The following is a 22,247-nucleotide window of genomic DNA, read 5'->3' on the forward strand; positions in this document are numbered from 1 at the left end:
CACCTTTATTTTATGTCTTTGAATTGGCCATCAACGATGTTGTTTTCTTTATCGTATTCTTTGGACAGTTTATGAATACGATGTTGAGAAACAAATACGCTGCAGGCTTGAATGATCAATAGGATACCACCAACTTTTAATACGGTAGAGACGGTATCGATGGGATTGACAATCAGGATACCACCAATGATCGCAATCAAGATGGAATAAATTAAAGAAATCAACCAATTGGTATAACCAAGATCTTTTTGAACCAGACTGGTTTGAATATGAACAATACCATTGAATAAGATTACGATTCCAATCAAGATGGAACTCATACCAATCACAAAGCCAGGATTGCGAGCCATGACAAGTCCAATCAATAGGAAAGGAATCGCAATCAATAAGGGGCCGCTGGATAGGCTGTCTCTGCGAACAAAATAGATATAGAAATTATAGATTGCATACACAAAGAAGATCCATCCCAAGACTTGAATGATGGTACCCAATGCTTTGACGTCGAAGACCAAAAGAATGATACCTAAAATGGCATATAATATGGCACTAACTATGATTTCTCGTTGACATTTTTGTAAAAAATTTCTCATAAAACTTACGCCTTCCTTTTCTCTCATTATACCCTAGGTGTACCATTTGCGCATTCTTTTTATGATGAGTATACTAAAGATAACCGATGTGGAGGTATGAATATGAGAGTCGTTGTGTTGATCGATGATGGATATGAAGAATTGGAAACCATGGGTCCCATCGCTTTATTAAGACGAGGCGGTGTCGATGTGGATATCGTTCGTTTAGAAAAAGAAGATGTGACAGGACGTTTTGGCGTACAATATACGCCAACTATTCCTTATGAAGACTATGATTTTGAAAAGGCGGATTGTTTAGTGATACCAGGTGGTCCGCAACATAAGGTCATGCGCAAAGATGAACGCGTATTGAAATTGTTGCATGAATTTGCAAAAGATAAGATGATTGGTGCCATTTGTGCTGCACCGACGATTCTTGGACAAGAAGGTCTATTAAAGGGAAAGAATTATACTTGTTTTGAATCGTTGAATGGTGATTTTGGTGGTCACTTTCATCGTCAATATGTTGTCCGTGATGGTAATTTGATCACGGCTTGTTCAGCAGCTGCGAGTGTTGAATTTGGTTTTGCACTTTTGGAGGCTTTGACCGGTAAGACCCATGCCGATCAAGTAAAGGAGTCTGTTTATTATGGGTTCGATCACTAACTATATTCGTTCTGGCGAAAAACATCGTCAGACCCATTATGTGGGTATGGAAATTGAGCATTTTATTCTTCATAAAGATACGGGTTTGCCCATGCCATATGCAGATATTGAACGTTTGTTTGATCAAATTGAATCAAACTATCCGCAAAAGACGTATGAAAAAGGCCATATCGTGGCCTTAGGCAATGAAGAGATGTTGATTACGTTGGAACCAGGTTGTCAATTGGAATTTTCTTTCCGTTATACGGATCATATTGAAGAGATTGAAAAGATGTATCAAAAGGCGATGCGACCCATTCAATCCTTTGTGGAGTCCAATCAGTATTCAATCGTTTATAGTGGCGGAATTCCAAGTGTACCAGTAGATGCGTATGATCGAATTGATAAAGATCGTTATCAATATATGGAAGCGTATTTTGCCCATTCAGGTACGCGTGGTAAAGAAATGATGAAGGGTACGGCTTCGATTCATGCTTCCATTGATTTTGCGGATGAGGCAGATTTTATCCAAAAATATCGGATGGCCAATATCTTGCATCCACTCTTTGCACTGATTTGTTTCAATACACCGAAGTATGCAGGAAAACCAAATACTGATATCTTATTACGGGATTCGATTTGGCAACATACCGATCCACAACGATGTCATATCATTGATGATCTTTTTGCACCGACTTTTGGTTATGAAAGTTACGAACGCTATGTATTAGATAATCCATTGATTCTCATGCATGAAAAAGATCAATTCATTCCAACAGGAGAACAAACGTGTCGAGAAGTGGCAGAAACGTATGGTTTTGGAAAACCAGAAATTGAACATTATTTATCAATGGTTTTTCCGGATATTCGTTTAAAGAAATGTATCGAAATTCGTTCGGCGGATAGTATGCCATTACCGCAATTATTGGCGTATGCCTCTTTTATCAAGGGATTATTCTACGATGAAAAGATCATCCATACAGTGAATGAATGGACGCATTCGATCGATGCGATCCAAGTAGCCAAACAATCGATTCAAAAGGATGGATGGCAGGCCCAAGTCTATGGTCACAATGTTCAGTCATTGGTTGAGGAATTGATGGCTGCTTCAAAATCGAATTTATCAATCAAAGAACAAGGATATTTGAAAGCCTTGGGGAGTCAAAATGGCAATCGACCAACAGTATAAAGAATATATCGAGAAGCACTTTTTAGAAAGTAAGAAAAGTGCTTTTCAAATTGAAAATGCGATTTTGGAAAGCGAGCTAAATGCGGGTGGACAAAACTATACGCATACACTCCACATTCCTAAAATATTCACTCAAGAAGATAAACAACGATTTCAGGATATTGTCGATAGGACCTATCGAATATTTGAAAAAGTAATTCAAGCATATAAAAAGGATGAAAAGATTCGATCGTTATTTCCATTTTCGAAACAATTGGAAAATTTTATTTTGTTGCCCAATCGATACGATGTCAGTATACCGATCTGTCGGATCGATATTTTTTATGATGAGAAGACCAAAGATTTTCGTTTTTGCGAATTTAATACCGATGGGACCTCGGCAATGCATGAAAATGCCAAATTAGCAGCATTATTATCATTGAACAATGTGTATCAACAAGATTCTCATACGTATGAACAAATGGAATTGGAAGATCATTGGGTGGATGCTTTTTTATCGTTGGCCGATGAAAATGTACCCGATCATCCGATGGTAGCTATCGTGGATTTTCTAGAAAATGCGTATTTAAATGAGCTCTATGTCTTTCAACAAATCTTTAAACGGCATGGTTGTCAATGTGAAGTGCTGGATATTCGTGATTTGGCTTTTGATGGCAAACATTTGCGGTCCATCTATACGAATCGAAAAATTGATATGGTGTATCGTCGTGCTGTTACAAGTGATATTGCTGATCGTTGTGCAGGCCTTGATTTTTTAGAAGCTGTTAAACAGCAAGCAATCACTTTGATTGGTGGTTTTCAAACACAGATCATTCATAATAAACAAATCAATCAAGTGTTGCGTCATCCATGGATGCAAGCGTATTTGACCGATGAAGAAAATGCATTTATGGATGCACATTTACCGAAGACCTATGATCTCAATCAGAAATTGCCCATTGATATCCAGAATAAGGATCAATGGATCATTAAGCCCAAAGATTCCTATGGTGCCCAAGGAGTATGGGCAGGTGTGGATTTGAGTCAAGCACAATGGCTAGAACAAGTGCAACGTTGTATGAACCGGAATTATTTGGTGCAAGAATATATTCAACCCTATCGGAGTCCAAATATTGATTTGGTTAGGGATGATGTATTTAAATCCTTTACCAATATGACAGGTCTTTATGTATACAATGGCCAGTTTGCGGGCGTGTATTCGCGTTGTAGCGATGGTGGTGTGATTTCTACGCAATATAACGAGCGGTCGATACCTACTTTATTTGTGTTATAATAGGTAAGAAAAGGGGAATTTGGAATGGGAAAACGAGTACGAATTTGGATCATGCGTATCATTGCGATTTTGATCGTTGCGTTCATGGTTGTTGAATTGGGTGCCAATATCTTTACAAGCAATACGTCTTCAAAAAGTGATAAGACGGAAGAAAAAACGACAACGAAAAAATCAAAATATTCGTATGTGAATGAAACTTCGGTCTTTCATTTAGATGGAATCAATCAGGATGTTTTATTGCCAAAAGGCATGACGGTCCAATCAAAAAATGAAGATCAAAATACGCATGCGATCACATATAATTTTGGTGGTGTAAAATATGATGGCTTTTCCGCAAGCATTATAATCACAACCAAAGAAAGTAGTAAGAATGGTACATTTGCGGATGGTGAATTGGTTTCTATGGATACATTGGCTAATGGTTTAAAAGACAATGGGGAATATTCCAATTGGAATTATTTGACTTTCCGCGGTGACACCAATAATTATCTGGAAGAAGTGCAAACGATTCATCAAGAAAAGGATGCGACAGCGAAATATGAAATTGACTACAACATCTATGATGTAGATGGAAAGAATTACTATATGATTTCTTTGTTCCTGGTTACACCAGAGAATCCTGATAAAACGGATCTTTTACATTTGGATCGCATGGGACAGGAAATGATGGATAAGATGTCATATATGAAAAAAGATATCTATATGGAATATGCGTTACCTGAAGATAAAGCGGATGAATTCAATCATCTAAAGTAAAACGAACTGAGTGATATGACCCCTGTCAAGTAGACAGTGGAAATATCCAAAATAACTACCAAGCAGGGTCAATTGGAGAGTGTAATCTAAACTGTGTAAGTTAGTTAGATGCGTACGGCTAACTAATGAACACAGTTTTTATTATGCCTATCTCATGATATGGTTGAAGGAGAAAAAGGAAAATGAATGAAATGAGTAAAATTAAAAGAAATCCCGCCGCTGTCAAGATTGCCAATGAAATCCTTAAAGAATATGACTGTGATTCATTAGCCGATATGCAGGATGCTCTCAAAGAAATCTTTGGTCCATTGTTTGAAGGCATGCTTCAGGGGGAAATGGACAATCATCTTGGTTATAAATCCAATTCAAAAGAGCCAAAATCTACAAAGAACAGAAGAAATGGTTCCAATCCCAAAACTTTAAAAACCACAATGGGAGAAGTAGAAATCAATGCGCCAAGAGACAGGAATGGATCCTTCGAACCAGTCATTGTTCCCAAACGATCAAAGGATGTTTCCGATATCGAAGGAAAGGTATTATCCATGTATGCACGTGGAATGTCACAACGGGATATCTCATCAACGATCGAGGATATTTATGGTTTTAAAGTATCCCATGATATGATTGTATATTGTAATTTAAAACTGATCAATTTTTGGACAAATCGCAATTCAAAATTGACCAGTTTTTTTATTATGCTTCTTTATGGTTTTTATAATCAAAAGGAGGCAAAAAAAGGAGATGAAAACCATTATGCAAAAGTATGAAATTATTCGGTTAAAGAAAGAGGGGTGGAGCGATAACCGGATATCCAAAACATTTGGTGTTTCCAGAAATACGATTCGAAAGTACTGGAAATCCTATTGCAGTAATTTGGATGAATTGCTGAAACTGGATCCAAATGTGGATACACGGAAAGTTATTGAAACTTTAATTGATGATCCTTCCTATGATTCATCAAAACGGACTGCTAGAAAGTATTCTGAAGAAATGGATATTCAATTGCGCAAGATTCTTGCCGATGAAGAAAACAAGACCAGACTACTGGGACCGGGTCATAAACAGGCCTTGAATGACAGACAGATCTACCAGCTGTTGATCAATCAGGGATTTGATATTGGTGAAACAACGATACGAAAACGGCTGCGAGTCATTAGAGATGAAAAAAAAGAAGCTTTTATTAAACAGAAATATGATTACTGTGACCGATTTGAATACGATTTTGGCGAAGTAAGACTGATTATCGATGGCAGGAATATAAAAGGATACCTGGCCGTCCTGGTCTGTCCTGCATCCGGATTTCGCTGGGCCTATCTGTATCGCAATTCGAAGATGGATGTCTTCCTGGATTCACATGTACGTTTCTTCGAGATGCTTGGTGGATCATTCAAGGAAGGTGTCTATGACAATATGAAGAATGTGGTCGCCCGTTTTATTGGAAAAAATGAAAAGCAACTGAATGAACAGCTTATAAAGCTGGCACTCTATTATGATTTCACCATCAATGTGACCAACTGTTTCAGCGGCAATGAAAAAGGGACCGTTGAAAGTGCTGTCAAATGGATACGAAATAAAGTATTCGCTTATAAATATGCGTTTGATACATTTGAGAATGCATGTGACTATCTGCAGGAAAAACTGGTTGAGATCAATAAGAATTCGAATATCGAAGAAGAAAAGAAACATCTTAAACCATACCGGCCAAGATATGAGACGGCCCGTATCACAAAAAACAGAGTGGATAAATATTCATTTGTTCATATCGACAATAACTGTTATTCCGTTCCGGAGGATCTGTGTCAAAAATGGGTGATCGCAAAGCTGTATCCAAATGATCTGATCATCATGTATAAGCAGGAGATCGTTGCACGGCATGCCCGTATTGCCGGGAAAGGAAAAACGCGCATAGACATTCGGCACTATCTACACACGTTTTCCCGAAAACCTGGTTCGCTCTCGAATTCTCTGGCATTGAAGAGCGAACCTGAACTAAAAAATATGTTCAATAAATATTATAAAGAAAAACCCAAAGTATTTATAGAAATACTTAGAAGATATTCCGACAGTGATCTGAAAACATTGCTCGAAGCACTTGAACCCAGACAACAGGAGGCAAAGATACAGCAGGCTGTCGATGATAAGACGATGGAACAGATCAACGAATTATGTGAAATGTTCATTGGAGGAAATCAATATGTCCATTAAAGAATCAGCATATATACTACGTCTTCCATTCATTCGTAACAATTATGAAGAATGTGCCAAAGAGGCACGATTAAAAGACATGAGCTTTGAAGATTTTTTGGAAGAACTGTTAAAAAATGAAGTGGAGCTCCGAACCAGAAACAGCATAAAAACGAGGATAAGACGGGCAAAGTTTCCCTATCAGATGATCTTGCAGGATTATCAAAGAGAACATCTCAGCATAGAGATCCGACAAAAAATTCACGAACTGGAGACGCTTGAATTCATCGACAATAAGCAGAATATCATATTGATTGGCAATCCGGGAACAGGCAAAACAGCACTGAGCATCGCATTGGGAACAGAAGCATGTCAGCAGGGCAAGAAAGTATTGTTTGTAAGCATACCGACCCTATTGATAGAACTGAAAGAAGCGATGAATCAAAATCAAATAACGATGTACAAAAGAAAATTTGAAAGCTATGACCTGGTCATACTGGACGAGCTGGGGTACTGCACATTCGACCAAGAACGAGGAGAGATATTGTTCAATCTGTTATCCAGCCGAAATGAAAAAGGAGCCATGATCATCACATCCAATCTGACATTTGATCGGTGGAATGAAGTTTTTAAAGACCAGGTATTAACGGGAGCAATCATTGACAGACTGGCATACATGTCTTACCTGATTGACATGTCTGGAGATAGTTATAGAACTCTGGCAACAAAGAATTGGAATACAAAAAATGGTTCAACCACCAATCAATAGCTATTAAAGTATTCAGAAAAAATCGAAGATATTCATCCTGAAATATGATGAAATATCTTCGATTCGAGAGTGAGTAGTTGATCAGTTTTCAATTGCGAAGTTGGTCAGTTTTCAGTTGACAAATACACACGACCATTGAATTATTATCGGTTTCTATGCTGATTGTGATTAGTACCTTTGCCCTTGATTTTATCCATTCGGACAGAAGTATTTTTAAGATTGTAGACCTTGACGAAGCGTGGGCGTTCTTAAATGTGGCACAAGGAGAAACGCTCTCTAACAAGCTGGTTCGTGCTGGACGAGCTATGCAGGCAGGCGTTTATTTTGTTACCCAGTCTGCCTATGATGTTTCAAAGGAAAGTCTGAAAAACAATATCGGCTTGAAGTTTGCCTTTCGTTCTACTGACATTAACGAGATAAAACAGACCTTAGAGTTTTTTGGTATCGACAAGGACGACGAGAACAACCAGAAACGCTTGCGTGATTTAGAGAACGGACAATGCTTATTGCAGGACTTATACGGACGTGTCGGTGTGGTGCAGATACACCCCGTCTTTGAAGAACTGCTACACGCCTTTGATACCAGACCGCCCGTACAGAGAAATGAGGTGGAGTGATGAAAGAAAGGATAAAAGGTGCGTTCACAAAAAAGAAGATTTTCCACTTTCTCAAAATGGTTCTGTTCGTGGTGGCACTCTCCCTTATCCTGCTTTCACTTCTGGGGACGGTGGCTCATGCGACGGGGCTTGTGGACGATACCATAAATGCAGAAAATCTTTACTCAAAATATCCGCTGTCGAATTACCAGCTTGATTTTTATGTGGATAATAGCTGGTCGTGGCTTCCGTGGAACTGGCTGGACGGTATCGGAAAATCGGTGCAGTATGGGCTTTACTGCATTACCAACTTTGTCTGGACGATAAGCCTTTATTTAAGCAATGCCACGGGCTATGTGGTGCAGGAAGCCTATAAACTGGACTTCATTAACGATATGGCAGACAGTATCGGAAAAAGCATACAGACCATTGCAGGCGTAACACAGAACGGTTTTTCTTCTACGGGCTTCTATGTTGGTTTCCTGCTTCTCATTATCTTAGTGGTGGGACTTTATGTTGCCTATACGGGACTGATAAAACGGGAAACCAGCAAGGCACTTCATGCCGTTATTAACTTTGTGGTGGTGTTCGTGCTGTCCGCTTCGTTTATTGCCTACGCTCCCGACTACATCAAAAAGATAAATGAATTTTCAAGTGATATTAGTACCGCTTCGTTGGACTTGGGAACAAAAATCATGCTCCCAAACTCTGACAGCAAGGGCAAGGACAGCGTGGACTTGATAAGGGACAGCCTATTTTCTATTCAAGTGGAACAGCCGTGGTTACTCTTACAATTCGGGAACAGCAACGCAGAAGAAATCGGGGCAGACCGTGTAGAAGCTCTGGTATCGGCAAGCCCAGAGGACGAGGACGGAAAGACCAGAGAGGAAGTCGTGAAAACAGAAATCGAGGACAACGACAACAACAATCTGACGATACCGCAGGTCGTGAACCGTTTAGGTATGGTGTTCTTCCTACTGTTCTTCAACTTAGGGATAACGATATTTGTATTCTTGCTTACGGGCATGATGTTATTCAGCCAGATACTTTTTATTATCTTTGCTATGTTTCTGCCTATCAGCTTTTTACTTTCCATGATACCGAACTATGAAAGCATGGCAAAGCAGGCAATCGTGAGGGTGTTTAATACCATAATGACACGAGCAGGAATAACGCTCATTGTAACGGTGGCGTTCAGCATTTCCAGTATGTTTTATAACATATCCACGGACTATCCGTTTTTCATGGTGGCGTTCTTACAGATAGTGTGTTTCGCTGGTATCTACATGAAGCTGGGTGACTTAATGAGTATGTTCTCTTTGAACGCTAATGATAGTCAAAGCATGGGACGAAGAATTTTCCGCAGACCATATCTATACTTGGCACATAGGGCTAGACGTATGGAAAGACGGCTTGCTGGTGCGGTTACTGCTGGTGGTGTTGCTGGTGCGGTGGCTGGTAGCACGATTTCAAACAGAAAAGCGACAAGGAACACAGCTACAAAAGATAGTCGGGGTAATACATCTTCCAGCATGGGACAGCGTGTAGGTTCAAAGGTGGGTGCTGTCTTAGATACAAAAAATAAAGTGAAAGATAAGGCAAGTGCTGTCAAAGAGAATATCAAGGATATGCCGACACAGACCGCTTATGCCGTCCACTCCGCAAAGGAAAAGGCAAAGTCCAGCGTGTCCGACTTCAAGCGTGGCATGGTGCAGGAACAGCAGTCCAGACAGTCGGGACGTATGGAAAAACGGGAACAGCATAGGCAGAATATCGCCGATAAGCGTATGGAGCTTCAAAAGGCACAAGAAGCAAGGCAGGCACAGCGAAAGGCTGACGGATCAGCGACAACGGGAGCTACCCGTCCCCATGAGCGACCAGCCACAGCTTCAACCATTCCAAAGCCGAGTGCTGAAAAAACGCAGGAAGTCAAACGCCCTGCCACAGCGACGACTTCAAAAACAAATGAGCCAGTCAAGACAACGGTTATCAAAGAGCGTCCCTTATCTTCGGGTACTTCTGATAGGAAAACGAGCCAGCCTACACAGCCAGTACATAGGCAGAATGTAGAAAAAGTGGTATCGCAGGAAACACGCCAGAATGACACCAAAGACCGCAGGACAAAAGTTCAGCAGACGCAAAGCGTCCAGAAAAACCAGCAGACCACAGAGAAAACCCGTAACCTTGTAATGAAGAAAGGACAGAAGAAAAAATGAAACTGAAACATATTGCTATTATCGGCAGTCTGTTTCCTATCCTCTTTTCACTGGTGCTTTTCTTTGGGGTGTTGATTAGTGCGGACAGCGACGACGAGAACAGCAACTTTTCTTCTGGCATTACGGGTATGAACTTATCCGCAGAAGTCTTGAAACATCAGCCTATGGTGGAAAAGTACGCCAGAGAATACGGCATTTCCGAGTATGTCAATGTGTTGCTGGCAATCATACAAGTGGAAAGTGGCGGTACAGCCGAGGACGTTATGCAAAGCTCTGAAAGTCTGGGACTACCGCCCAATTCATTAGATACAGAAAGTTCAATCAAGCAGGGGTGTAAATATTTTGCGTCCCTGCTTTCGTCCTGCAAAAATCAAGGTATGGACGATTTGAATGTAGCGATACAGTCTTATAACTATGGCGGTGGTTATGTGGGATATGTGGCAGGAAAAGGAAATAAACACACTTTCAACCTTGCAGAGAGCTTTGCCCGTGAAAAATCGGGTGGAAAGAAAGTAACATACACCAATCCAATAGCTGTTGCGAAGAATGGAGGCTGGCGGTATAGCTATGGAAATATGTTCTATGTGGAATTAGTCAATCAGTATTTAACTGTTCCGCAGGTGTCGGGAGAGCTGGCACAAAAGGTAATGAATGAAGCGTTGAAGTATCAAGGCTGGAAGTACGTCTATGGTGGTAGTAATCCCAACACTTCCTTTGACTGTTCGGGACTGACACAATGGTGTTATGGAAAAGCTGGTATCTCCTTACCGAGAACGGCACAAGCACAGTATGATGCTACCCAACATCTCCCACTCTCGCAGGCAAAGGCTGGGGACTTGGTATTTTTCCATTCTACCTATAACGCTGGTTCGTATGTAACCCACGTCGGCATTTATGTAGGAAATAACCAGATGTACCATGCAGGCGACCCGATAGGATTTGCAGACCTAAGCAGTAGTTACTGGCAACAACACTTAATCGGTGCAGGACGAGTAAAACAATAGAAAGGACTTGAAGATATGTTTAAGAAAAATAAGAAACAGACAGAAACTATCAAAGAACCAAAAGAAAAAAAGGTGCGTACTGTCAAGGTAGGCACACATAAGAAAACTGTGATTGCCTTGTGGGTGGTGCTTATCGCAAGCGTGAGCTTCGGGGTGTATAAGAATTTTACCGCTATCGACCAGCACACCACCCATGAAAAAGAAATCATTGAGCTTCGCTTGCAGGACACCAACGGGATAGAAAATTTCGTGAAGAACTTTGCGAAGTCATATTACACATGGAATAACAGCAAAGAAGCGATTGAAGCAAGGACGCAGGCAATCAGCGGTTATCTGACAAAGGAATTGCAGGACTTGAATATAGATACCATTAGAACCGACATACCGACCAGCTCCACAGTTACAGATGTGATTGTATGGCATATCGAGCAATCGGGAACGGATACTTTTTCTGCTACCTACGAAGTAGATCAGCAGATAAAAGAGGGCGAACAGACAAGCAATGTGAAAGCAACCTATACTGTAAAAGTTCATGTAGACGCTGACGGGGATATGGTAATCGTTCAGAACCCTACTCTTGCACCAGCAATCGAAAAATCAGACTATGATCCAAAGACACCAGAAACAGACGCAAGTGTAGACGCTGATACTGCAAATGACGCTACCGCATTTCTGGAAACATTCTTTAAGTTGTACCCAACAGCCACAGAAAACGAACTTGCTTATTATGTGTCGGGGAATGTGCTTGAACCTATCGGCAGGGACTACCTTTATTCTGAACTGGTAAACCCTATCTTTACAAAAGACGGGGAGAATGTAAAAGTTAAGGTTGCTGTAAAATTCCTTGATAATCAGACAAAGGCAACGCAAGTATCGCAGTATGAGCTTGTGCTACATAAGGATAGTAACTGGAAGATTGTAGGATAATTGTAAAAGGCTTGTATCATATTTTTATGCTCTGCAAGCCTTTTAATATTGACAACTGTATTTTTAAGTATTATGCTGTACTTGTATAAGCTATACAGTATAGAACAAGGCGGTGTTTAAATGGAAATCTTTATCAATAATCATGCAAGCATACCTATTTATGAACAAATTTCTTCGCAAATAAAAGCATTGATTATAAATGGGGAATTAAAGGCTGGCGAAGCTCTACCATCAATAAGAGGACTTGCAAAATCATTGCATATAAGTGTATTGACTGTTCAAAAATCTTATGATGTGCTTCAAAAAGACGGTTTTATCGAAACAACAGCAGGCAAAGGGTGTTTTGTATCTGCTCAAAATCAAGATTTTTATATAGAAGAACAACAGAAAAAAATCGAAGATAGATTTGTAGAAGCTATTGAAATAGCCCGTGCAAGTGGCATAAACCTTGATAAATTGATTGGATTATTAAAATTATTATATGAGGAGGACGAGTAAATGGCTGAAAATATTTTAGAAGTTAAAAACCTTACAAAAGATTATGGCGATTTTGTATTAAATGACTTAAGTTTTTCCATTCCTAGAGGTGTAATTATGGGGCTTATTGGCGAAAATGGAGCTGGAAAATCGACCACAGTAAATTGTATTTTGAACGAAATTAAGAAAAACAGTGGAAACATTTTGATTTTTGGAAAAGACCACATAATTGATGAATGTGAAATAAAAGATAAAATCGGAATTGTATTTGACGAAAACCACTTTCCAGATATTTTTACACCAAAAGAAATTGAAAAATATATGTCGGGAATATATACCAATTGGGACAGTATAGCATTTCGTAATTATTTGAAACAGTTCGAATTACCAGCAAAGAAGAAAATTAAAGATTTTTCTAAAGGAATGAAAGTAAAACTTGCATTCGCTGTTGCTCTTTCACATAAAGCAGAATTACTTATATTAGATGAAGCAACAAGTGGATTGGACCCTATTATTCGAGATGATATTCTTGATATACTGATTGATTTTGTGCAAGATGAAAATTACTCTATTTTGTTTTCATCACATATTACAAGTGATTTAGAAAAAATAGCAGATTATATTACTTTTATTCATAAAGGACGGTTAGTTTTCTGCTCATTAAAAGACGACTTAATTGATAACTATGGTGTTGTAAGTTGTGGAGCAAGTGTCTTTGATACGCTAGATAAGACAGAAATTATTTCCTATCAAAAAGAAGATTATCAATATAAGGTTCTTGTTCGTGATAGAAACAAGATTGCAAAAGATTTTCCAAAAGCACTTGTAGAACCTGCTACTATTGAAAATATTATGTTGTTTTACGTAAAGGGGGAATTACAATGAAAGGCTTATTGATGAAAGATTTATTAGTAATTCAGAAAAAATATGGAATTACTAGAATTATTATGGATATATTCATTATAGTAGCTTTGATGTTATTTTTAAAAGGGACAGGAGCTATTTACATTAGTTTATTGTTAATTCCAGTTGAAATAATGACAATGATAATTTCCTTAACGACTTGCGACGAACAATGGAAATGGGGGAAATATGTTGTTGCACTACCCGTTTCAAAAACTACGATTGTAAAAAGCAGATATATAGTTGCTTTGATTATGACTTGTATTGGCTTTGGGGTAGCTTTGCTTGTTAATACCATAACATATTTTATATTCCCTCAATTTGCATTTGGTTATTATATGTTTATTGCTTGTGCTTCTTTTGCCGTAACCTTAGTATTTTTGTCATTTGTATTGCCTTCAAATTATTCACTTGGAGTTAATGCAGGTTTTGCGGTTATGTTTACTCTAGTGATTATTCTTGTTGTATTGGCAGTTTGGACAAATGTGACTAACAATTCTATTTTATGGTTTGTAGTCGATAATTTTGAATTGAGTATCGGCATAGCTTTTATAATAGTTATAGCTCTTGCTTTCAGTTCTTATCTTCTATCAAAAGCATTTTTTACTAGAAAATACAATTAGTGAGGTATTGTTATGAGAAAATGTCTTAGATGTCATGAAGAAATGGTCGAAAATTTAGATGTTAAAGTTGATATGCAGGGATATGGTATTAGAATAACTACTAAAGGCGTTTTTGGAACTACGGTAGAAAAACCTAAAGTTGCAGTTTGTCCAAAATGTGGCGAAGTTTCCTTATATATTGAAAATTTTAAATCAATAAAATAAATGATTAAAATCTGCATATAGACTGAGGGTTTATTGTTTGCTAACGTCCGAGCGGATATTGAAGAATTTATGAATAGTACATACCCAGAGATGCAAGCAAATTTCAAAAGGTATTTTGGAAATAGACATTTTACGCCGAAAAAATATGTTTATATCACTACGAAAAAGCAAAAATTAAATTTCTTAAAAGAATAAGGGGGGGCTATGGATAAGCAATTATGGGTATTATGTCCTATTTGCAATAATAAGACACGAACTAAAGTGCGAGAAGATACAGAACTGATAAATTTTCCTTTGTTCTGTCCGAAGTGCAAAACGGAAACTTTAATCAATATAAAGCATGGAAAAGTAACTATTATCAAAGAGCCAGACGCAAAGACGCAGAGCCGATAATTTGTAGGTTATTATGACTTATAGATTGTTGGCTCTTATTTGTTACCTGCGGAGCAGATCAGCAAATAGATAATGCAGAATAGCAAAAAGGGAAAACAAGAAGCTGATTACTTCTTGCTCTCCCTGCTGTTCAAGATACCGTCAATCGTACCTTGAATGATTTTTAATTCGTTATCACTCAATAAATCAAGAGAGGTTTCTATCTGACGGCGAGCTGTACTTTTTACGACGTTCTCTGCTGGATAGAAATATTCATCGACCGATATATTGAACATGGTAACTAAATCATGGAATAATTGAAAACTAGGGTGTGAACCAACATTTTCAATATCTGCGATATGGCGTTCTCCATAGAACACTTTATCGCCTAAATCATTACGAGAAAGCCCTGCTCTCTCACGGGCTTCTCTGATTGCCAGTCCTAAAGGTCTGAAATCAAAAGTTTGTGTTTCTTTTGCTTTTCTCATTTTAAATCACCTAGCATGAGTTTATACTTCATGCTGTATATTTAGAATGTGTTAAAATTGAGCGAATCATTCAATTAGAAAACGAAAAAGAATAGAATCACAAATCACTTGTGATTTGTGATTGTTGATGATAAAATAAGAGTAAGAAGAAATAGAAAGAAGTGAGTGGTTGTGGGAAATTTAGGCGCACAAAAAGCAAAACGAAATGATACACCAATCAGTGCAAAAAAAGATATTATGGGGGATAAGACGGTTCGTGTTCGTGCTGACTTGCACCATATTATAAAAATCGAAACAGCAAAGAATGGCGGAAACGTAAAAGAAGTTATGGATAAAGCCTTAGAAGAATATATTCGGAAATATTTACCTGACAAACTTTAAAAGGAGTGAAAATGAAATGGCAGTTACTTATGAAAAAACATTTGAAATAGAGATCATTAACGAATTATCGGCAAGCGTTTATAATCGAGTATTAAACTATGTTTTGAATCATGAATTAAATAAAAATGACTCTCAATTATTGGAAGTCAATTTATTAAACCAATTAAAGCTTGCAAAACGTGTAAATCTTTTTGATTATTCTTTAGAAGAATTACAAGCCGTTCATGAGTATTGGCGGTCAATGAATCGCTATTCAAAACAAGTTTTGAATAAAGAGAAAGTGGCTTAATATGGCAAATATAGTCAATTTTACTGACAAACAATTTGAAAATCGCTTAAATGATAATTTAGAAGAATTGGTTCAAGGAAAAAAAGCGGTTGAATCGCCAACCGCTTTTTTACTTGGTGGGCAACCAGGGTCAGGGAAAACGAGTTTGCGAAGAAGATGATTGAGCAGGCAGGAACAAAGTGATAAATTCAAATTGTGAGGGAAAATATAGATGAATCAAGGAAGAATTATTGTGATTACAGGCTCACCGGGGACAGGAAAAACAACAACTGCGTCAATTGTCGCAAAGGAATCAGATATGGATAAATCAGTGCATATGCACACCGATGACTTTTTTCATTACTTAAGCAAAGGCGCAATACCACCACATTTGCCAGAATCCAACAAGCAAAATCTGGTTGTCATTGAAGCCTTTTTAGAGGCTGCAAAGCGATATGCTCGTGGCGGATATGATGTAATTGTAGATGGGATTGTCGGGCCATGGTTTTTGGAGCCATGGAAAGCTCTTGCCCAAGAAGATTACGAGGTACACTATATTGTATTAAGAGCGAGTATGGAAATAAGACTTAGAAGCAAACTTAAGAGTGTGTTGATAGTGCAGTATCTTAAAATTTTGTATAATAGGAATTGAAGTTAAATTAGATGCTAAAAATTTGTAATTAAGAAGGAGTGATTACATGAACAAAAATATAAAATATTCTCAAAACTTTTTAACGAGTGAAAAAGTACTCAACCAAATAATAAAACAATTGAATTTAAAAGAAACCGATACCGTTTACGAAATTGGAACAGGTAAAGGGCATTTAACGACGAAACTGGCTAAAATAAGTAAACAGGTAACGTCTATTGAATTAGACAGTCATCTATTCAACTTATCGTCAGAAAAATTAAAACTGAATACTCGTGTCACTTTAATTCACCAAGATATTCTACAGTTTCAATTCCCTAACAAACAGAGGTATAAAATTGTTGGGAGTATTCCTTACAATTTAAGCACACAAATTATTAAAAAAGTGGTTTTTGAAAGCCATGCGTCTGACATCTATCTGATTGTTGAAGAAGGATTCTACAAGCGTACCTTGGATATTCACCGAACACTAGGGTTGCTCTTGCACACTCAAGTCTCGATTCAGCAATTGCTTAAGCTGCCAGCGGAATGCTTTCATCCTAAACCAAAAGTAAACAGTGTCTTAATAAAACTTACCCGCCATACCACAGATGTTCCAGATAAATATTGGAAGCTATATACGTACTTTGTTTCAAAATGGGTCAAGCGAGAATATCGTCAACTGTTTACTAAAAATCAGTTTCATCAAGCAATGAAACACGCCAAAGTAAACAATTTAAGTACCGTTACTTATGAGCAAGTATTGTCTATTTTTAATAGTTATCTATTATTTAACGGGAGGAAATAATTCTATGAGTCGCTTTTGTAAATTTGGAAAGTTACACGTTACTAAAGGGAATGTAGATAAATTATTAGGTATACTACTGACAGCTTCCAAGGAGCTAAAGAGGTCCCTAGCGCCTACGGGGAATTTGTATCGATAAGGGGTACAAATTCCCACTAAGCGCTCGGGACCCCTTGTAGGAAAATGTCCTAAGTGTGGCAACAATATTGTATTAAAAAAATCGTTTTATGGTTGTTCAAATTATCCTGAATGTACCTTCACTTTAGCTGAACATTTTAGAAAGAAAAAACTCACCAAAACAAATGTAAAAGAATTACTAGAGGGAAAAGAAACCCTGGTAAAAGGAATCAAAACGAAAGATAGAAAGTCCTACAATGCCGTTGTAAAAATCGGAGAAAAGGGATATATTGATTTTATCTCTTTTTCAAAATAAGCATAAAAGCCCTTTAAAGAGGGCTTTTATATATTAATCACAAATCACTTATCACAAATCACAAGTGATTAATCACAAATCACTTGTGATTTGTGATTCCTAATGATACAATATTACTATACAAAAAAAGAATGGGGCGTAGTTATGGAGAAGGAAGAACTCAAAATACTTGAAGAATTAAGACGTATTTTAAACAGTAAAAATGAAGCGATTGTTATCTTAAACAATTATTTTAAAGGTGGTGTTGGAAAGTCAAAATTATCGACTATGTTTGCTTACTTGACAGACAAATTTAATTTAAAAGTTTTAATGATCGATAAGGACTTACAAGCAACATTGACAAAAGACTTAGCAAAAACATTTAAGGTAGAATTGCCACGTGTTAATTTTTATGAAGGACTGAAAAATGGAAACTTGGCTTCTTCTATTGTTCATTTGACTGATAATTTAGACTTGATCCCTGGCACGTTTGATTTGATGTTACTGCCAAAATTAACTCGCTCATGGACTTTTGAAAATGAAAGTAGATTGCTTGCTACTCTTTTAGCACCTTTAAAAAGTGACTATGATCTCATTATTATTGATACTGTACCAACGCCAAGCGTTTATACAAATAATGCAATCGTGGCAAGTGATTACGTCATGATCCCTTTACAAGCAGAAGAAGAAAGTACAAACAACATTCAAAACTATATTTCCTATTTGATTGATTTACAAGAACAGTTTAACCCTGGACTAGATATGATCGGTTTTGTTCCTTATTTAGTTGATACGGACAGCACAACGATAAAATCAAACCTGGAAGAACTGTACAAGCAACATAAAGAAGATAACTTGGTTTTCCAAAATATTATCAAGCGAAGTAATAAAGTAAGTACCTGGTCTAAAAACGGCATTACAGAACACAAAGGCTATGACAAAAAAGTTTTATCTATGTATGAGAACGTATTTTTTGAAATGCTTGCATATAGTATGCAGTAATAATTCAAAAGCTGTTATCGTGTGCGGTAAATAAAAAAAACCGTTCCTAGATAATACACTTTTGTGCGTCTTGAAAAATAACGGGACGGTTTTGGATATAACCAGAACTGTCCTTTTTTCTTAGGAGTAAATAAGGCATAGCTCTGGTTAAAGGGGGCTATACCATGATTGCATACGGAAGAACGTTCTGCCGTTCTCAACTGAATAAATATTTCAGTCCACTATTACAATCATTACACCCTTTACAAGAATTAAAAATTCATATCAATAGAATTTATAAAACAGTCTGTTTGTGTAATTACACATTATCGGGCTGTTTTTGTTTTGTTAAAAATTTTTTTCAACTTTTTTCGGTTTCAACTTAGCAAATCACACCTGTCGTTCCCTATATGGTGCGGAAAGAGGGATAACCACTTTTCATATCGTAACGGAAAGGGGGTGAGATTGATGAAACCATCTGACTTCCAGAAAACAGTTCAATGCCGTTTTGAAAGTTGTTTGAAGAAAGTTGTCCGACATGTTGTTAAGGACTATCAGAAGAAATTAAAGCGACGACAAAAGGGAGAAACGCTTTTTTGTGAACTTCCAGAAATCGTTGTAGAAAATCTGGCTGTCTAGGACGACTATGATACGGACTATACGATTTTCAATGTATGTGGTAGTGATATTCGTATTTGTGATGATGAACTGGCAGAAGCCTTGAAACATTTGTCTGAGCGTAATCGAGAAAATTTGTTGATGTATTATTTCTTGGAAATGAGCGATACCGAGATTGCAAAAAGACAAAATATTTCAAGAAGTGGTGTTTTTCAAAACCGACACAATTCACTAGAGCTTATGAAAAAAATACTAAAGGAGAAATGATAGCAAATGAAACACACAATGAAGAAGCCGTCCTACTACTTGCTTTCGCAGGCAATGGACGGGGACGAAAAAGCGATTGAAAAGATACTGGCATTTTATGACCCTTACATATCAAAGTGCTGTCTACGACCACTCTATGATGAATACGGCAATGTCTATATTGTTGTAGATATGGAATTAAAGGGACTTATCAGAGAAGCACTTATTAAAATGATTTTAGGGTTTGATATTGCCTTAGAAATCGAAGAAGAATAACAAGCAGTAACCGCAGAGCATGATTTGTTCAATCCCCTCTTTCCTGCTCTGCCCCTGCTTTTATATGAAAGCAACACGCTTTCGCCACAGCTCTTTGACAACTGAATAAAGCAGACAGATACGTTTGTGAGATAGCGAGCCACGGGAACTGTACGCCACGACCTTTTCAAAAGAAAGCGAGCGACCCACGCAGTGATCCGAGAGCGACTGTTGGAAAAGTCGTTTTGCCATGACCTATCCTCACAGAATAATGATACGTCCGCATGGTGCGGTTCTGCCCACAAGAATGGGAATAGTTGAGATACTAACGGAGCTTTCCAAAGCCGTCTGCCTGCTTATAATTGATAGTTTCAGCAACAAAATCTATCTACTCTTTTTATTTAGGTGTGTTATAATGACCTTATTAGACGAGTGTATTTTGTTGCTGTCACAAATGAAAGGGGTCTTAATAGTGATAAGTGATACACAAAATGCACAATCTCCTACAAAGGAAAAAAGACTTATACAGTAGAGGAAATTGCTGAACAACTGGACATTAGCAAAAAGGTAGCTTATTCATTAGTAAAAAGCGGTCAATTCAGTTATGTTCGTGCTGGTAAAGCCATACGGGTATCAAAGGTTTCTTTCGATAAATGGTTAAATGAAATTTAACTATAAGGAGAGAAAATTATGGCTTCAATCAAACAAAGAAAATCAAGTTTTTCAGTTATTTATTGGTACTTAGATAGTGCAGGAGAAAGAAAACAAAAATGGGACACGCTGGAAACAAGAAAAGAAGCAAAACAGCGAAAAGCCTTTATAGAATACTATCAAGAGAAATTTGGATATGTGATAGTTCCATTAGAGGAACAATTTGCACATCAGATTGAAAATTCTAAAAAGGAGTTAGATGTTGTAGACAAAGATATTACATTGCGTGATTTCCTAGAAATTTTTGTTAATTTATATGGCACATCTAAATGGTCGCCGAGTACATTTAGTAGTAAGGTAGGCAGTATTGAAAATTATATCAATCCGATTATTGGAGATTGGAAACTGAATGAAATAACTACAAAAAGTCTATCAAAATACTACAATGATTTATTGAGCGTTCCAGAAGTACCACGGGCAAACAGAAAAGCAACTGGTCGTTGTGTTCAACCAGCGAACATCAAAAAAATACATGATATTATCCGCTGTGCCTTAAATCAAGCTATCCGCTGGGAGTATATTGATACAAACAAAAGAAACCCTGCGTCTTTGGCTACGTTACCAAAAATTCCAAAGACTAGGCGAAAAGTGTGGAGTGTTCAAACATTTCGAGAAGCGGTAAAAGCCACGGAAGATGATTTGCTTTCAATTTGTATGCACTTAGCTTTTTCCTGCTCTATGCGAATTGGAGAAATTACAGGACTTACATGGGAAGATGTTATTATTGATGAAGAGTCCATTGCTACAAATAATGCAAAGGTAATCATCAATAAAGAACTTTCAAGAGTAAATGCAGAAGCTATGCAGAAATTAAAGGAAAAGGATATTTTAAAGATTTTCCCAACGCAAAAACCGCATTGTACCACAAGGCTTGTCTTGAAAACGCCAAAAACAGAAACAAGTAATCGTGTTGTCTGGTTACCTAAAACAGTTGCGGAACTATTGGTGCAATATAAAAAAGACCAGCAGGAATTAAAGGAATTTTTAGGAAGTGCCTACAATGATTACAACCTTGTTATTGCGTTGGATAATGGCAATCCCGTGGAAAGCCGTATTGTTAGAGATAGGTTTCAAAAGCTCTGTGAAGAAAACGATTATGAAGTTGTGGTATTTCACAGCCTACGCCATTTAAGTACGGGTTATAAACTCAAAATGACAAACGGAGATGTTAAGTCCGTACAAGGCGATACTGGTCACGCAGAAGCAGAAATGGTTACAGATGTATATTCAGAAATCATTGACGAGGACAGACGTTTCAATGCACAAAAAATGGATAAAGAATTTTATTCTACGCTTAATGATGATACAGACAATCCAAAGCAAGATACCGACTTAACCGATAGTGATATGGCGTTATTGGAACTGATTAAATCTTTATCGCCAGAAATGAAAGAGCAATTTTTAAAGCAGGCACTTCAAAGATAGAATTTCAAAAGTGTTAGCAAATTCCAAAAAAACCAGCGATTTTTCTTCAAAAATAAAAAAGTGTTAGCAAGCCTATTTCCTTAAAAGTCTTAAAAAAATATCGAATAAAAAATGACAGATTGAAAACAATTCGTATTCAGCGTAAATAGAAAGCCATAAATAAAGAAACGCTGAAAACCTTGTAAAATAAGGCTTTCAGCGGAGTTTGTGGCGTCCCAGACAGGAGTCGAACCTGCGACGTTTCGCTTAGGAGGCGAACCCTCTATCCTGCTGAGGTACTGGGACATTCTTAAAAATCTATTCAATTTTATCTAGTTATCAT

27 protein-coding genes, 1 tRNA gene and 2 pseudogenes are annotated in these 22,247 nt (G+C 37.5%); 27 read left to right on the top strand and 3 right to left on the bottom strand.

From position 1 onward, the window contains the following. Positions 1 to 5: 5 nt before the first annotated feature. On the bottom strand, positions 6 to 590 hold the full coding sequence (locus EDX97_RS00900; RefSeq protein WP_183164212.1) for an HdeD family acid-resistance protein: 585 nt from the start codon (positions 588 to 590) through the stop codon (positions 6 to 8). A gap of 102 nt (positions 591 to 692) precedes the next feature. Between EDX97_RS00900 and EDX97_RS00905 the strand changes: the two genes are divergently transcribed. From EDX97_RS00905 to EDX97_RS00980, 16 genes and pseudogenes are all read left to right on the top strand, one after another. Further along, positions 693 to 1,235 (top strand): DJ-1/PfpI family protein, encoded by a 543-nt coding sequence (locus EDX97_RS00905; RefSeq protein ID WP_128519347.1) that lies wholly within the window; start codon positions 693 to 695, stop codon positions 1,233 to 1,235. Then, positions 1,219 to 2,403 carry a glutamate-cysteine ligase family protein gene (locus EDX97_RS00910; protein WP_128519348.1) on the top strand — a complete coding sequence of 395 codons (1,185 nt, stop codon included), beginning with the start codon at positions 1,219 to 1,221 and terminating at the stop codon, positions 2,401 to 2,403. The genes EDX97_RS00905 and EDX97_RS00910 overlap by 17 nt, the downstream gene beginning before the upstream one ends. Next, positions 2,381 to 3,676, top strand: coding sequence for a hypothetical protein (locus EDX97_RS00915; RefSeq protein ID WP_128519349.1), 1,296 nt, complete (start codon positions 2,381 to 2,383; stop codon positions 3,674 to 3,676). Before EDX97_RS00910 ends, EDX97_RS00915 begins: the two co-directional genes overlap by 23 nt. A 24-nt stretch (positions 3,677 to 3,700) precedes the next feature. Further along, positions 3,701 to 4,432 carry a hypothetical protein gene (locus EDX97_RS00920; protein WP_128519350.1) on the top strand — a complete coding sequence of 244 codons (732 nt, stop codon included), beginning with the start codon at positions 3,701 to 3,703 and terminating at the stop codon, positions 4,430 to 4,432. Between the two features lie 191 nt (positions 4,433 to 4,623). Beyond that, a complete protein-coding gene (locus EDX97_RS00925) occupies positions 4,624 to 5,199 on the top strand; it encodes a transposase (protein WP_420884681.1) in 576 nt (191 codons plus the stop codon). Then, the gene (locus EDX97_RS00930; protein WP_183164213.1) at positions 5,174 to 6,637 is read left to right on the top strand and encodes a Mu transposase domain-containing protein; all 1,464 of its coding nucleotides are present in this window, start codon (positions 5,174 to 5,176) and stop codon (positions 6,635 to 6,637) included. The genes EDX97_RS00925 and EDX97_RS00930 overlap by 26 nt, the downstream gene beginning before the upstream one ends. Next, positions 6,627 to 7,385 (top strand): IS21-like element helper ATPase IstB, encoded by a 759-nt coding sequence (gene istB / locus EDX97_RS00935; protein WP_128519353.1) that lies wholly within the window; start codon positions 6,627 to 6,629, stop codon positions 7,383 to 7,385. Before EDX97_RS00930 ends, istB begins: the two co-directional genes overlap by 11 nt. Before the next feature lie 125 nt (positions 7,386 to 7,510). Beyond that, positions 7,511 to 8,002, top strand: a pseudogene (locus EDX97_RS00940) (ATP-binding protein); the annotation flags it as partial. Further along, positions 8,002 to 10,197 (top strand): CD3337/EF1877 family mobilome membrane protein, encoded by a 2,196-nt coding sequence (locus EDX97_RS00945; RefSeq protein WP_128519354.1) that lies wholly within the window; start codon positions 8,002 to 8,004, stop codon positions 10,195 to 10,197. The pseudogene EDX97_RS00940 and the gene EDX97_RS00945, both read left to right, overlap by 1 nt. After that, a complete protein-coding gene (locus EDX97_RS00950) occupies positions 10,194 to 11,201 on the top strand; it encodes a C40 family peptidase (RefSeq protein ID WP_003423055.1) in 1,008 nt (335 codons plus the stop codon). Before EDX97_RS00945 ends, EDX97_RS00950 begins: the two co-directional genes overlap by 4 nt. 15 nt (positions 11,202 to 11,216) lie before the next feature. Continuing rightward, positions 11,217 to 12,128 carry a conjugal transfer protein gene (locus EDX97_RS00955; RefSeq protein WP_003423057.1) on the top strand — a complete coding sequence of 304 codons (912 nt, stop codon included), beginning with the start codon at positions 11,217 to 11,219 and terminating at the stop codon, positions 12,126 to 12,128. Between the two features lie 120 nt (positions 12,129 to 12,248). Beyond that, complete coding sequence (locus tag EDX97_RS00960) at positions 12,249 to 12,626, top strand: GntR family transcriptional regulator (RefSeq protein ID WP_003423058.1); 378 nt, start codon at positions 12,249 to 12,251, stop codon at positions 12,624 to 12,626. Further along, complete coding sequence (locus EDX97_RS00965; RefSeq protein WP_003423060.1) at positions 12,627 to 13,490, top strand: ABC transporter ATP-binding protein; 864 nt, start codon at positions 12,627 to 12,629, stop codon at positions 13,488 to 13,490. Further along, positions 13,487 to 14,131 (top strand): ABC-2 transporter permease, encoded by a 645-nt coding sequence (locus tag EDX97_RS00970; protein WP_003423062.1) that lies wholly within the window; start codon positions 13,487 to 13,489, stop codon positions 14,129 to 14,131. Before EDX97_RS00965 ends, EDX97_RS00970 begins: the two co-directional genes overlap by 4 nt. A 12-nt stretch (positions 14,132 to 14,143) precedes the next feature. Beyond that, positions 14,144 to 14,335, top strand: coding sequence for a hypothetical protein (locus EDX97_RS00975; protein WP_003423063.1), 192 nt, complete (start codon positions 14,144 to 14,146; stop codon positions 14,333 to 14,335). A 204-nt stretch (positions 14,336 to 14,539) separates the two neighbouring features. After that, positions 14,540 to 14,728, top strand: coding sequence for a cysteine-rich KTR domain-containing protein (locus EDX97_RS00980; RefSeq protein WP_009269672.1), 189 nt, complete (start codon positions 14,540 to 14,542; stop codon positions 14,726 to 14,728). A 107-nt stretch (positions 14,729 to 14,835) separates the two neighbouring features. Here EDX97_RS00980 and EDX97_RS00985 read toward each other — a convergent pair whose 3' ends face one another. After that, positions 14,836 to 15,195, bottom strand: coding sequence for a helix-turn-helix transcriptional regulator (locus EDX97_RS00985; RefSeq protein WP_003423065.1), 360 nt, complete (start codon positions 15,193 to 15,195; stop codon positions 14,836 to 14,838). A gap of 171 nt (positions 15,196 to 15,366) precedes the next feature. Between EDX97_RS00985 and EDX97_RS00990 the strand changes: the two genes are divergently transcribed. From EDX97_RS00990 to EDX97_RS01060, 11 genes and pseudogenes are all read left to right on the top strand, one after another. Continuing rightward, positions 15,367 to 15,576: a peptide-binding protein gene (locus tag EDX97_RS00990; protein ID WP_000527317.1), complete on the top strand. Its 210-nt coding sequence runs from the start codon at positions 15,367 to 15,369 to the stop codon at positions 15,574 to 15,576. A gap of 16 nt (positions 15,577 to 15,592) precedes the next feature. Next, positions 15,593 to 15,865 carry an antitoxin gene (locus tag EDX97_RS00995; RefSeq protein ID WP_000301765.1) on the top strand — a complete coding sequence of 91 codons (273 nt, stop codon included), beginning with the start codon at positions 15,593 to 15,595 and terminating at the stop codon, positions 15,863 to 15,865. Position 15,866: 1 nt separating this feature from the next. Next, positions 15,867 to 16,496: pseudogene (locus tag EDX97_RS12280) on the top strand (P-loop nucleotide/nucleoside kinase family protein). Between the two features lie 46 nt (positions 16,497 to 16,542). Beyond that, positions 16,543 to 17,280, top strand: coding sequence for a 23S rRNA (adenine(2058)-N(6))-methyltransferase Erm(B) (erm(B), locus tag EDX97_RS01010; RefSeq protein WP_128519355.1), 738 nt, complete (start codon positions 16,543 to 16,545; stop codon positions 17,278 to 17,280). Between the two features lie 145 nt (positions 17,281 to 17,425). After that, complete coding sequence (locus EDX97_RS01020) at positions 17,426 to 17,710, top strand: topoisomerase C-terminal repeat-containing protein (protein WP_073459356.1); 285 nt, start codon at positions 17,426 to 17,428, stop codon at positions 17,708 to 17,710. Positions 17,711 to 17,812: 102 nt separating this feature from the next. Then, positions 17,813 to 18,691, top strand: coding sequence for a ParA family protein (locus EDX97_RS01025; RefSeq protein WP_003423074.1), 879 nt, complete (start codon positions 17,813 to 17,815; stop codon positions 18,689 to 18,691). A 447-nt stretch (positions 18,692 to 19,138) separates the two neighbouring features. Beyond that, positions 19,139 to 19,309, top strand: a complete 171-nt coding sequence (locus EDX97_RS12285; RefSeq protein ID WP_478209477.1) for a hypothetical protein — start codon at positions 19,139 to 19,141, stop codon at positions 19,307 to 19,309. A gap of 120 nt (positions 19,310 to 19,429) precedes the next feature. Next, positions 19,430 to 19,555, top strand: coding sequence for a hypothetical protein (locus tag EDX97_RS12290; RefSeq protein WP_431834113.1), 126 nt, complete (start codon positions 19,430 to 19,432; stop codon positions 19,553 to 19,555). Positions 19,556 to 19,561: 6 nt separating this feature from the next. Then, positions 19,562 to 19,810, top strand: coding sequence for a helix-turn-helix domain-containing protein (locus tag EDX97_RS01035; protein WP_002323370.1), 249 nt, complete (start codon positions 19,562 to 19,564; stop codon positions 19,808 to 19,810). Positions 19,811 to 20,287: 477 nt separating this feature from the next. Then, on the top strand, positions 20,288 to 20,461 hold the full coding sequence (locus EDX97_RS11955; protein ID WP_128520004.1) for a helix-turn-helix domain-containing protein: 174 nt from the start codon (positions 20,288 to 20,290) through the stop codon (positions 20,459 to 20,461). Between the two features lie 18 nt (positions 20,462 to 20,479). After that, positions 20,480 to 21,925 carry a site-specific integrase gene (locus EDX97_RS01060; RefSeq protein WP_003423078.1) on the top strand — a complete coding sequence of 482 codons (1,446 nt, stop codon included), beginning with the start codon at positions 20,480 to 20,482 and terminating at the stop codon, positions 21,923 to 21,925. Positions 21,926 to 22,133: 208 nt separating this feature from the next. Here EDX97_RS01060 and EDX97_RS01065 read toward each other — a convergent pair. Then, positions 22,134 to 22,210: transfer RNA gene (locus EDX97_RS01065), tRNA-Arg, on the bottom strand. Positions 22,211 to 22,247: the final 37 nt, after the last annotated feature.

Origin of the sequence: Absicoccus porci (genome assembly GCF_003725415.1) — a bacterium.
GTDB classification, from domain to species: Bacteria; Bacillota_I; Bacilli_A; order Erysipelotrichales; family Erysipelotrichaceae; genus Absicoccus; species Absicoccus porci.